Origin of the sequence: Bradyrhizobium sp. AS23.2 (genome assembly GCF_001908185.1) — a bacterium.
Lineage (GTDB): Bacteria > Pseudomonadota > Alphaproteobacteria > Rhizobiales > Xanthobacteraceae > Bradyrhizobium.
Map to the genome: position 1 here is coordinate 1 of NZ_LGHM01000254.1, position 11,333 is coordinate 11,333.

The window sequence follows — 11,333 nt, forward strand, 5'->3', positions numbered from 1 at the left end:
ACTCGGCTCCCGGGAGAGCACGGCATAAGCCGTCAGACCACTGCGCAGGGAAGGCCGTGTGTTGGGCTTCACCTGTATGCTGCTGTGCGGTCTCCTTGCGCTACCTTCGCGCAGCGGACCGCGGGTGCTAGCTGGCACCCGGCCTTCCCTGCGCCCTCTTGGCTTAGAGGGTGGAGAGATCAAGCAAAGCTCGGGCGAAATGCGCTGCGAGGGTGCGAAGGTGTGTCTGCGAGTTGAGATGCGCGTCGGGGGACGAAGGTGGTGCACCTGCTCCGTCATTGCGAGCGCAGCGAAGCAATCCAGAGTATTTCCGCGGCGGGAGTCTGGATTGCTTCGCTGCGCTCGCAATGACGATGTGGAGGCCGTGTGCGACAAACTCCCGCTCGCGCCCCGGACGCAGCGCAGCACCACTTCGGCGGTGCGCTGCAGAGCCGGGGCCTATGTCGCCGCGTCCTACCGGTGTCGCCGCCTGGGTCCCGGCTCTGCGCAGCGTCACTACGTGCCGCAGCGCGTCCGGGACACGAGAGTTCACGAGAGTTGATGATGCTGCTATCGATTTGCCGCGCCTTCCCTCCTCATTCACAACCACGTGTCTTTATTCGGAAACAATCATTCCCTATCATCCCACAATGCAAAGAGCTGCACGCCGATCGCAGGCCGCCGGCCGCCCACCCGGCCGCCCCCGGGAATTCGACATGGGCACCGCGCTGGACAGGGCCGTGCGCGTGTTTCGCGAGCGTGGCTATCATGCCACCTCGATCGGCGATCTCACCGCCGCGATGCGGCTTGCCACTGGCAGCGTCTACAAGGCGTTTCGCGACAAGCATGCGGTGTTCATGGCCGCTTTCGAGCGCTACACCGCGCTGCGTCAGGAGCAGACCCGTAGCGCGGCGGCGCGCGGCGGAAACGGGTGCGAGCGGCTGCGCAATGTGCTGCTGTCCTATGTCGAACATTCCCAGGGCAGCGAAGGGCGGCGCGGCTGCCTCGTGGTCGGCAGCGCGGTCGAGCTGTCGGCAGTCGACCCGGTGGTTGGCGCCCGCGTCAACGCCCAGCTCAAGGCCAACGAAGCTTTCATCAACGGCCTTATTCGCGAGGGTCAGGCCGACGGCTCGATCCCCGGCCATGTCGGCGCCGAGGACACCGCGCGGCTGATGATCTGCATCACGCAGGGCCTGCGCGTCGTCGGCAAGGCGCGCCTGCCGCTCGACGGTGAGCGCCTAATCGGCGTCGCGATGAAACTGCTCGCCTGAATTCTTGACATATTAGGGAATGATCGTTCCCGATCTTTCGGAGACTGCATGTAATGACGATGAATGCCACGATCGAGACCGCGCCTGGCCCGGATGCGGTGTCGCAGCGCCTGACCTTCGTACTTGCCGCGGCCTGTGGCATGGTCGCCGCCAACATCTATTATGCCCAGCCGCTGATCGCCCCGATCAGCGCCGCGCTCGGCCTGTCGCATGAAGCGGCGGGACTGATCGTCACCATGACGCAGATCGGCTATGGCGTGGGGCTTCTCTTCATCGTGCCGCTCGGTGATCTCGTCGAGAACCGCACGCTGATCTGCTCCGTCATCACGCTTGGCGCCGTCGCGCTGCTCGCCGCTGCGTTCGCGACGCATGCGCTGCCGTTCCTGATCGCCGCATTGTTCATCGGGCTCGGCTCGGTCGCCGTGCAGATCATCATTCCCTATGCGGCCCATCTTGCGCCCGAGGCCATTCGCGGCCGCGTCGTCGGCAACGTCTCGACCGGCCTGATGCTCGGCATCATGCTGGCGCGTCCGGTGTCGAGCTTCGTCACCGCAGCGCTGTCGTGGCACGCGGTGTTCTTCTGCTCGGCGGCGCTGATGATCGTGCTGACAGCCGTGCTGTGGATGACGCTTCCGAAGCGCAAGCCGGTCGCGCGCATGCATTATGGTACGTTGCTGTTGTCGATGCCGCACCTGGTCCGGACCACGCCGCTGCTGCGCCGCCGCGCGCTGTACCAGGCTAGCCTGTTCGGCGCCTTCACCCTGTTCTGGACGGTGGCCCCACTCCAACTCGCGAGCGAATTCGGCTTCTCCCAGCGCGGCATCGCACTGTTCGCGCTCGCCGGTGTCGCCGGCGTGTTCGCGGCCCCGATCGCGGGGCGGCTCGCCGACCGCGGGCATAGCCGCATGGCAACCCTGGTCGCGCTGCTGCTTGCGGCCGCGGGCTTTCTCATCACCCATGTCGGTGCGACCGGCTCGATGCTGAACCTCGCCTGCCTGGTCGTGGCCGCGATCGCGATCGATATCGGTGTCCAGGGCAATGTCGTGCTCGGCTTCCGCGCGATCTTCGTGCTCGGCCACGAGCACCGCAGCCGTCTCAACGGGCTCTACATGGCGACGTTCTTCGCGGCCGGCGCCGCCGGCTCTGCGCTCGGCGCCTGGGCCTTCGCGCAAGGAGGCTGGATGCTCGCATCGGCCATTGGCCTCGCCATGCCCGTCGCGGGCTTGCTCTATGCGGCCACCGAGTAGCGGCACGATTGTGCGCTGCGGCCGTTTACCAAGCCTTTGATGCCACGTCCTGGGCCGTGCAATTTCCACCTCGCGATTTCCCAGCCCCTGTAGTACTTTGGTCGCAACCGGACCTGGTTAACAGGCGGCAGGGGAGGCCCTATGAGGCGTGCGGGACTGTATGGCGTACCGCGAGTACGGCCATGGTCGTGGCAGGCGTTTCTGCTCGGATTTGTCGTCGTCGCAGCGTCGGCTGCGCTTCAAGGCGTCTGCGTCGCGCTCGGCGCAAAACTCTATTTCGCGACGTTCCTGCCCAGCCTCTTCGTGCTCGGAATTGTCGCGGGCGCGCCAGCGGCGGCATTCGCCGCGCTGCTCACCATTCCGCTGGTGTGGTGGGCCTTCATGCCGCCGTTCTTCGAGGTGAGCCCGTTGACCAGCGCCGATGCGGATGCCATCAACCTGTTCTTCCTGCTCGCCGTGCTGCTGATTGGCCTTGCCGATCTCTGCCGCGAGACGATGACGATCAACAGCCGCGGCGGATTGGAGCGCTCGGGCGAGAGCGCGGCAACGAATTCGCAATAAACGAGCCTCGAGCGGGAGGGACGCGTTGCGCTCGCGCAACAGTCCGGCAACCATCCGCGCGTTTGCCGCGCGCCGCTAACTTTTCGAAAAAGATTTGGCCGCAGTTTCTCCCCCGGGAATGACGAGGGAGTTTTTTTGGACATGAACGGCCAGGCCATCTTGGAGAACGTGCGCCGCTACCGCGGAATCGCATCGCTCTATCGCCAGACCGCTGCATTCCGCCCGGGCCAGAGCTGGTCGCTCTTGGAACAGGCGAGGGATTGGGAAGCGCGGGCGTTGTCGGAGCTGGAAACCTATTTTGCCGCGCGCGCGGCGGCGTAGACCCCGGCATCGAAGCGCACGTGGCAACCACGGAGTTACCCCGGCGGCTGTCTATGCTAGCAACCCGACCGATCGAGATCCTTCACGTCGGCCGGGGGCGAGCGATGACCACGTTGAACCGCATCTTCACGACGGAGCGTCTGCTCCAGATCATCGTCGTTCTGGCGGCGACCATCGCCATGAAGCTGATGAGCTGAGCGTCAGCCAGCTATCGCCCGCCGAGTTCCGGCACATCGGGCAGATAATTCGAGCCCTCCGAGCCGAGAAAATCGAACATCGCCTGCGCCGGCGGTAGCAGCACCTTGTCGCTGCGGCGGATCACGTACCATTGCCGGACGATCGGCAGGCCAGCGACATCGAGCACGACGAGGCGGCCTTCGGCAAGCTCGTGCGCGACCGTGTGGGCCGAGATGAAGGCGACGCCGAGCCCGGCGATGACAGCCTGCTTGATCGTCTCATTGCTGCTCATCTCCATGCCGATGATCGGCTCGAGATCGGCCCTCTGGAACATGCCTTCCATCAGCGTGCGCGTGCCTGATCCCGGCTCGCGGGTGAGGAAGGTCTCATGCACAAGGTCGGTCAGGCTGAGGCCGGAATCCTTCTCCAGCCAGTGTCCCTTGCGGGCGACGATGATGTGCGGATTGCGCCCGAGCTGACGCACGTCGACACTGACGTCGGCCGGTGGCCGACCCATCACCGCGAAATCGAGGTCGTAACCGTGCATGGCCTCGCGGATGTCCTCGCGATTGCCGATGGTGAGCTTGATCTCGATCTTCGGATACCGCTTCGAGAACGCCGCGATCGCATGCGGCACGAAATATTTCGCGGTCGAGACCGCGCCGAGATGCACCGTGCCGCCGGTGCGCCCCGCAAGCAGGTCGATCGCGCCCTGGCAATCCATGATCGCGGCCTCGACGCGTTCGGCGAGCGCCAGCACTTCCTTGCCCGCCTCGGTCAGCAGCATGCCGTCACCGGTCCGCTGCACCAGCGGCAGGCCGGCGAGGTCCTGAAGCTGCCGCAGTTGCTGCGTGACGGCCGGCTGGGTCAGGCCGAGATGGCCTGAGGCGGCCGTGACGCTGCCCTTGGCCGAAAGCGCCGCGAGCGAGCGGAGCTGCCGGATCGTCAGATGCCGGAGCTGGGTCGCCGCATGGCCGGGGCCATTATAAGGAAATTCTTTGGCGCTCATTATGAATAGAAATTTTCCTTATTAAGCCGGTCCTGTCAATCTCATCGTGCTGGGACTGACCGCACCGACCTCCACCGGGAGCGAACCGGATGCGGCGTCAGCAAAGGGGATGGACGCAGATGACCGGGCAACTCAGACTGGACGATCACCTTCAGCGGTATTCCGAGACTGCACCCCATGCGCTGGCCGTGGCGGCCGCAGTCGATGCTATCGCGGCGGCGGCGATCGAGATCGCCGATCTCATCGCAACCGGAGATCTCGCGGACGCCTCCGGCCTGACCACCGGCCGCAACAGCGACGGCGATATCCAGCGCGATCTCGACGTACAGGCGGACGCGATCCTGCGCCGCTGTCTCACCAGATCGCCGATCGCGGCGCTGGCGTCGGAGGAGATGCGCGAGCCGCAGATCGGCGACCGCGAGGCGAAGATCTGCGTTGCGTTCGATCCGCTCGACGGCTCCTCCAATATCGACATCAACATGACTGTCGGCACGATCTTCTCGATCCTGCCCGCGCCGGACGATCTCGCGCTCGCCTTTCACCAGCGTGGCTCGGCGCAGCTTGCGGCGGGGTTCGTCACCTATGGTCCCCAGACCTCTCTGGTGCTGACGTTCGGCGATGGCGTCGACATCTTCACGCTTGACCGCAAGGCGGGTTGCTTCCGCCTCGCGCGCAGCGCCGTGCAGATATCCGAGACGTGCGAGGAGTTCGCGATCAACGCCTCCAACCGCCGTCACTGGGATCCGCCGGTGCGCGCCTTCATCGATGAGTGCCTCGCCGGCGTCGAAGGGCCAGCCAACCACAACTTCAACATGCGCTGGATCGGCTCGCTGGTTGCAGAAGCCTACCGCATCCTTACCCGCGGCGGGGTGTTTCTCTATCCGTCCGACGCGCGCCCCGGCTATGGCGACGGCCGCCTGCGCCTGACCTACGAAGCGCATCCGATGGCGATGCTCATCGAGCAGGCCGGCGGTTCGGCCTCGACCGGGCGCGAGCGTATCCTCGATCTCGCAGCTCAGAGCCTGCACCAGCGTGTACCGCTGATCATGGGCTCGAGCAACGAAGTTCGCCGCGTCGATGAATTGCATTGCGATCCGCTGCTGGTGGCGAGCGTTTCCGCGCCGCTGTTCGCGCGACGTGGCTTCTTCCGGCTGTGAGCGAGGTGTCCCATGTCCAGGAAGCATCCGATCATCTCCATCACCGGTTCGTCCGGCGCCGGCACCACTTCGGTCAAGAAGACCTTTGAGCAGATCTTCTTCCGCGAGCGCGTCAACGCCGTCTACATCGAGGGCGATGCGTTCCATCGCTATGACCGTGGCGAAATGCGCACGCAGATGGCGAAGGAGGCCGAGCGCGGCAACAAGCATTTCAGCCATTTCAGCCCCGAGACCAATCTGTTCGAGGAACTGGAGCGGGCCTTCCGCGACTATGGCGAGACCGGGACGGCGGTGACGCGCCACTATGTCCATGACGCCGAGGAGTCTGCGCTGCACGGTGCGGATCCTGGCACCTTCACTGAATGGGAACGGCTGCCGGAGAATTCGGACTTGCTGTTCTACGAAGGCCTGCACGGAGCCGTCGTCACCGACAAGGTCAACGTCGCGCGCTATGCCGACCTCAAGATCGGTGTCGTGCCCGTGATCAATCTTGAATGGATCCAGAAGCTGCACCGCGACCGCAGCGCGCGCGGCTATTCGACCGAGGCCGTCACCGACACCATTCTGCGCCGGATGCCGGACTACATCCACTACATCTGCCCGCAATTCACCGAGACCGACATCAACTTCCAGCGCGTTCCGACGGTGGACACCTCCAATCCGTTCATCGCGCGCTGGATCCCGACGCCGGACGAATCGATGGTCGTGATCCGCTTCAAGAATCCGCGCGGCATCGACTTCCCCTATTTGCTCTCGATGCTGCCGCACAGCTTCATGTCGCGCGCAAACTCGATCGTCTGTCCGGGCGCGAAGCTCGATCTCGCGATGCAGCTCATCCTGACGCCGCTGATCATGCAGCTCATCGAGCGCAAGCGGAGCCTGAAATGATCCGCAATACCAACAACGGGAGGGTCTGATGAACATCTCGGTTCACGCCGAAGCCGACCTCACGGCGGTCACGCACAACGATCTCGCCAACGCCGTCCGCTTCCTTGCGGTCGACGCCATCGAGACATCGCAGTCCGGCCATCCCGGCCTGCCCATGGGCATGGCCGATGTCGCGACCGTGTTGTTCTCGCGCTTCCTGAAATTCGACTCGGCTCATCCCAATTGGCCGGACCGCGACCGCTTCGTGCTGTCGGCGGGCCATGGCTCGATGCTGCTCTATGCGCTGCTTCATCTGACCGGCGGCGATGTCAGCCTCGATGACATCAAGGCGTTCCGGCAATGGGGCTCGAAGACACCGGGCCATCCCGAATATGGCCACACGCCGGGCGTGGAGACGACGACGGGACCGCTGGGGCAGGGGATTGCGACCGCAGTCGGCATGGCGCTCGCCGAACGCATGGCCAATGCGCGTCATGGCGACGGCCTCGTTGATCACTTCACTTATGTGATCGCCGGCGACGGCTGCCTGATGGAAGGCATCAGCCAGGAGGCGATCTCGCTCGCAGGCCATCTTCAGCTTGGCCGCCTGATCGTGCTGTTCGACGACAACGGCATCTCTATCGATGGGCCGACGTCGCTGGCGACTTCCGATGACCAGCTCGCACGTTTCGCGGCTTCCGGCTGGTCGGTGCGTCGGGTCGACGGGCATGATCCCGAAGCAGTCGCACGGGCGATTGCGGAGGAACGGGAGACCGCAAAGCCGTCGCTGATCGCTTGCCGCACCATCATCGGCTATGGCGCGCCCGACCGCCAGGGCACCGAGAAGGCGCATGGCGCGCCGCTCGGCACCGAGCAGACGGCAGCGGCGCGCCGAACGCTCGGCTGGGACTACCAGCCCTTTGTGGTGCCGATCCCGATCCTCAAGGCGTGGCGGATGATTGGGCAACGCGGGCAAGTCGAGCGTCTCGCCTGGCTCGATCGTTACGAATGCGCGACGCCCGAGCAGCGCGACCTGTTGATCGAGGGCAGAATGGTTGCCCTGCCGGACGCCTATGCCCAGGCCTCGGCGAAATTGCGCGAGCGCTTTGCCACCGAGCGTCCGAAGCTCGCGACGCGGCAGGCCTCGCAACAGGTACTCGACGGCATTGCCGGAACGATCCCCGGCTTTGTCGGCGGCTCCGCGGACCTGACGCATTCGAACCTGACGCACGCCGAGGCGCAGACGTTCGTCAGGCGCGACACTTTCGCCGGCGACTACATTCATTACGGTATCCGCGAGCACGGCATGGCCGCCGCAATGAATGGCCTTGCGCTGCATGGCGGCTTCATTCCCTATGGTGGCACCTTCCTCGCCTTCTCCGACTACAGCCGGCCGGCGATCCGCCTCGCGGCCCTGATGCGGCTGCGGGTCATTCATGTGATGACCCACGACTCCATCGGTCTCGGCGAGGACGGTCCGACGCACCAGCCGGTCGAGCATCTCGCCGCGCTGCGAGTCATTCCGAACCTCCTCGTGTTCCGCCCCGCCGATGCGGTCGAGGCACTGGAAGCCTGGAACTGTGCGCTCGAGGCCGAGGATCGTCCCTCCGTGCTGTGCTTGTCGCGCCAGGCGCTGCCGACCTTCCGCAGCGATGCGCGCGGCAGGAATCGTGTGGCGCGTGGCGCCTATCTCATCGTCTCGCCGGACGGCGGCCGCGACGTGACATTGATGGCGACCGGCTCGGAAGTGTCGATTGCGCTGGAAGCGGCGCGCCTGCTCGCAACCGAGCACGTTCGAGCGGCCGTGGTCTCCGCGCCCTGTTTCGCGCTGTTCGAGGAGCAGCCGGAAGACTACCGCGCCGCCGTACTCGGCACCGTGCCGCGCGTCGGCATCGAGGCGGCCGTGCCGGGCGATTGGCCGCGCTGGATCGGCGCCGACGGCGAATTCGTCGGCATGCGCGGCTTCGGCGCCTCGGCGCCTGCGCCTGTGCTCTACCGCGAATTCGGCATCACGCCGCAAAGCATTGCGGAAGCCGCCCGCCGGGCGATCGCACGCGCAGGCAAGCAATAGCAGGAGGATTCTTCGTGGCCCGTATCACCCTTCGCCAACTGCTCGATCACGCCGCCAACCACGGCTATGCAGTGCCGGCGTTCAACATCAACAACATGGAGCAGGGCATCGCGATCATGCAGGCGGCGGCCGAGGTCGACGCGCCCGTGATCATCCAGGCTTCGCGCGGCGCGCGCAGCTATGCCGGAGATCTCATGCTCTCGCACATGATCGACGCGCTGGAGCGGACCTATCCCGACATCCCGCTCTGCATGCACCAGGACCACGGAATTGACGAGGCGACCTGCGCCTCCGCCATTGCCCATGGCTTCACCTCGGTGATGATGGACGGCTCGCTCAAGGCCGACGCCAAGACGGCTGCCGATTACGACTACAACGTCGCGATCACCCGCCGGGTCGTCGATCTCGCCCATTGGGTCGGTGCCTCCGTCGAAGGCGAGCTCGGCGTGCTCGGCTCGCTCGAACACGGTGGCGGGGAACAGGAGGACGGCCACGGCGTCGAGGGCAAGGTGAGCCACGACCAGTTGCTGACCGATCCCGACCAGGCGGTCGACTTCATCCGCGCCACCAAGGTCGATGCGCTCGCGATCGCGATGGGAACCTCGCACGGCGCCTACAAGTTCAGCCGCAAGCCGGATGGTGACATCCTGGCGATGCGGGTGGTCGAGGAGATCCACCGCCGGCTGCCGAACACGCATCTGGTCATGCACGGCTCCTCCTCGGTGCCGCAGCCGCTCCAGGACATGTTCAACCAGTTCGGCGGCGAGATGCCGCAGACCTGGGGCGTACCGGTCGAGGAGATCGTCCGTGGCATAAAGAGCGGCGTGCGCAAGGTCAACATCGATACCGACTGCCGCCTCGCGATGACCGCCGTGTTTCGCAAGGTCGCCACGCAAAGTCGCAACGAGTTCGATCCGCGCAAATTCCTCAAACCCGCGATGGATGCGATGCGCGAACTCTGCCGCGACCGTTTCGAGCAGTTCGGCACCGCGGGCCACGCCAGCAAGATCAAGGTCGTTCCATTGAGCGAGATGGCGCGGCGCTATCGCGCCGGCGAGCTCGACCCGCGCATCGGCGCCCGCGAGCCGGTTGCCGCCTAATCATTCAGAGAGAGAAGAGCAGGAGAGAGAGCCATGAATGCACATGCAGGAACCGTCCGCGGCAAAGAGCGCTATCGATCCGGCGTGATGGAATACAAGCGCATGGGCTATTGGGAGCCCGACTATGTGCCGAAGGATACCGATATCATCGCGCTGTTCCGCGTGACGCCGCAGGAGGGTGTCGACCCGATCGAAGCGTCGGCCGCAGTCGCCGGCGAATCCTCGACCGCGACCTGGACGGTGGTGTGGACCGATCGGCTGACCGCCGCGGAGAAATATCGCGCGAAATGCTATCGCGTCGATCCGGTGCCGGGCACGCCGGGCTCATATTTCGCCTACATCGCCTATGATCTCGACCTGTTCGAGCCCCGCTCGATCGCGAACCTTTCGGCCTCGATCATCGGTAACGTCTTCGGCTTCAAGCCGCTGAAGGCGCTGCGCCTGGAAGACATGCGCTTCCCGGTCGCCTATGTGAAGACGTTCCAGGGACCTGCGACCGGCATCGTGGTCGAGCGCGAACGCCTCGACAAATTCGGCCGGCCGTTGTTGGGCGCAACCGTGAAGCCGAAGCTCGGGCTTTCGGGGCGCAACTACGGCCGCGTGGTCTACGAGGCGCTCAAGGGCGGGCTCGACTTCACCAAGGACGACGAGAACATCAACTCGCAGCCCTTCATGCATTGGCGCGATCGCTTCCTCTACTGCATGGAAGCCGTGAACCGCGCGCAGGCGGCTTCGGGCGAGGTGAAGGGCACCTACCTGAACATCACCGCCGCGACCATGGAGGACATGTACGAGCGCGCGGAGTTCGCCAAGGAGCTCGGCTCGGTCATCGTCATGATCGACCTCGTGATCGGCTACACCGCGATCCAGTCGATGGCCAAATGGGCGCGCCGCAACGACATGATCCTGCATCTGCATCGCGCCGGTCACTCGACCTATACGCGGCAGAAGAGCCACGGCGTCTCGTTCCGCGTCATCGCGAAGTGGATGCGGCTCGCCGGTGTCGATCATATCCATGCCGGGACCGTGGTCGGCAAGCTCGAAGGCGATCCCAACACCACGCGCGGTTACTACGATGTCTGCCGTGAGGACTTCAATCCGACCAAGCTCGAGCATGGTCTGTTCTTCGACCAGTCCTGGGCGAGCCTGAACAAGATGATGCCGGTCGCCTCCGGTGGCATCCATGCCGGCCAGATGCACCAGTTGCTCGATCTCTTGGGAGAAGACGTCGTGCTGCAATTCGGGGGCGGCACGATCGGTCATCCCATGGGCATCGCCGCCGGCGCGACCGCCAATCGCGTCGCGCTGGAAGCGATGATCCTCGCTCGCAACGAGGGCCGCGACTACGTGCATGAAGGTCCTGAGATCCTGGCCAAGGCGGCTCAGACCTGCACGCCGCTGAAAGCCGCGCTCGACGTCTGGAAGGACGTCACCTTCAACTATCAATCCACTGACACGCCGGACTTCGTGCCGACCGCACTCGAGACCGTCTGAGGAGTTTCAACATGAAGATGACTCAAGGTTGCTTCTCATATCTGCCTGACCTCACCGACGACCAGATCACCAAGCAGGT

General features: G+C 64.9%; 10 protein-coding genes. 9 read left to right on the forward strand and 1 reads right to left on the reverse strand.

The window, feature by feature from the left end; genetic code table 11:
• Window positions 1-629 precede the first annotated feature (629 nt).
• The 4 genes from AC630_RS39695 (at window position 630) to AC630_RS39710 (ending at window position 3,379) form a co-directional block, all read left to right on the forward strand.
• Window positions 630-1,250 (forward strand): TetR/AcrR family transcriptional regulator, encoded by a 621-nt coding sequence (locus AC630_RS39695; RefSeq protein WP_074123786.1) that lies wholly within the window; start codon window positions 630-632, stop codon window positions 1,248-1,250.
• Between the two features lie 53 nt (window positions 1,251-1,303).
• Window positions 1,304-2,497: an MFS transporter gene (locus tag AC630_RS39700; RefSeq protein ID WP_074123787.1), complete on the forward strand. Its 1,194-nt coding sequence runs from the start codon at window positions 1,304-1,306 to the stop codon at window positions 2,495-2,497.
• A 141-nt stretch (window positions 2,498-2,638) separates the two neighbouring features.
• On the forward strand, window positions 2,639-3,058 hold the full coding sequence (locus tag AC630_RS39705; RefSeq protein ID WP_074123788.1) for a DUF4118 domain-containing protein: 420 nt from the start codon (window positions 2,639-2,641) through the stop codon (window positions 3,056-3,058).
• A gap of 141 nt (window positions 3,059-3,199) precedes the next feature.
• The gene (locus AC630_RS39710; protein ID WP_074123789.1) at window positions 3,200-3,379 is read left to right on the forward strand and encodes a hypothetical protein; all 180 of its coding nucleotides are present in this window, start codon (window positions 3,200-3,202) and stop codon (window positions 3,377-3,379) included.
• A 208-nt stretch (window positions 3,380-3,587) separates the two neighbouring features.
• On the opposite strand, the gene AC630_RS39715 is transcribed toward AC630_RS39710, so the two are convergent.
• Window positions 3,588-4,565 (reverse strand): LysR family transcriptional regulator, encoded by a 978-nt coding sequence (locus AC630_RS39715; RefSeq protein WP_074123790.1) that lies wholly within the window; start codon window positions 4,563-4,565, stop codon window positions 3,588-3,590.
• A gap of 119 nt (window positions 4,566-4,684) precedes the next feature.
• Here AC630_RS39715 and AC630_RS39720 point away from each other — a divergent pair, with 119 nt between their 5' ends.
• Genes AC630_RS39720 through AC630_RS39740 form a run of 5 tightly spaced genes read left to right on the forward strand, consistent with a single transcriptional unit; the run spans window position 4,685 to window position 11,254 of the window.
• Complete coding sequence (locus tag AC630_RS39720; RefSeq protein ID WP_074123791.1) at window positions 4,685-5,722, forward strand: class 1 fructose-bisphosphatase; 1,038 nt, start codon at window positions 4,685-4,687, stop codon at window positions 5,720-5,722.
• A 12-nt stretch (window positions 5,723-5,734) separates the two neighbouring features.
• The gene (locus AC630_RS39725) at window positions 5,735-6,610 is read left to right on the forward strand and encodes a phosphoribulokinase (RefSeq protein ID WP_074123792.1); all 876 of its coding nucleotides are present in this window, start codon (window positions 5,735-5,737) and stop codon (window positions 6,608-6,610) included.
• A 28-nt stretch (window positions 6,611-6,638) separates the two neighbouring features.
• Window positions 6,639-8,660, forward strand: a complete 2,022-nt coding sequence (gene tkt, locus AC630_RS39730; protein WP_074123793.1) for a transketolase — start codon at window positions 6,639-6,641, stop codon at window positions 8,658-8,660.
• Window positions 8,661-8,674: 14 nt separating this feature from the next.
• Entirely contained in the window at window positions 8,675-9,760 is a 1,086-nt protein-coding gene (fba, locus tag AC630_RS39735) for a class II fructose-bisphosphate aldolase (protein WP_074123794.1), read from the forward strand.
• Window positions 9,761-9,793: 33 nt separating this feature from the next.
• Complete coding sequence (locus tag AC630_RS39740) at window positions 9,794-11,254, forward strand: form I ribulose bisphosphate carboxylase large subunit (RefSeq protein ID WP_074123795.1); 1,461 nt, start codon at window positions 9,794-9,796, stop codon at window positions 11,252-11,254.
• Window positions 11,255-11,333 lie beyond the last annotated feature (79 nt).

Excerpts from the sequence above, each read along its gene's own strand:
- AC630_RS39695 (WP_074123786.1), top strand. The coding sequence starts at position 630 with ATGCAAAGAGCTGCACGCCGATCGCAGGCCGCCGGCCGCCCACCCGGC.
- AC630_RS39700 (WP_074123787.1), top strand. The coding sequence starts at position 1,304 with ATGACGATGAATGCCACGATCGAGACCGCGCCTGGCCCGGATGCGGTG.
- AC630_RS39705 (WP_074123788.1), top strand. The coding sequence starts at position 2,639 with ATGAGGCGTGCGGGACTGTATGGCGTACCGCGAGTACGGCCATGGTCG.
- AC630_RS39710 (WP_074123789.1), top strand. The coding sequence starts at position 3,200 with ATGAACGGCCAGGCCATCTTGGAGAACGTGCGCCGCTACCGCGGAATC.
- AC630_RS39715 (WP_074123790.1), bottom strand. The coding sequence starts at position 4,565 with ATGAGCGCCAAAGAATTTCCTTATAATGGCCCCGGCCATGCGGCGACC.
- AC630_RS39720 (WP_074123791.1), top strand. The coding sequence starts at position 4,685 with ATGACCGGGCAACTCAGACTGGACGATCACCTTCAGCGGTATTCCGAG.
- AC630_RS39725 (WP_074123792.1), top strand. The coding sequence starts at position 5,735 with ATGTCCAGGAAGCATCCGATCATCTCCATCACCGGTTCGTCCGGCGCC.
- tkt (WP_074123793.1), top strand. The coding sequence starts at position 6,639 with ATGAACATCTCGGTTCACGCCGAAGCCGACCTCACGGCGGTCACGCAC.
- AC630_RS39740 (WP_074123795.1), top strand. The coding sequence starts at position 9,794 with ATGAATGCACATGCAGGAACCGTCCGCGGCAAAGAGCGCTATCGATCC.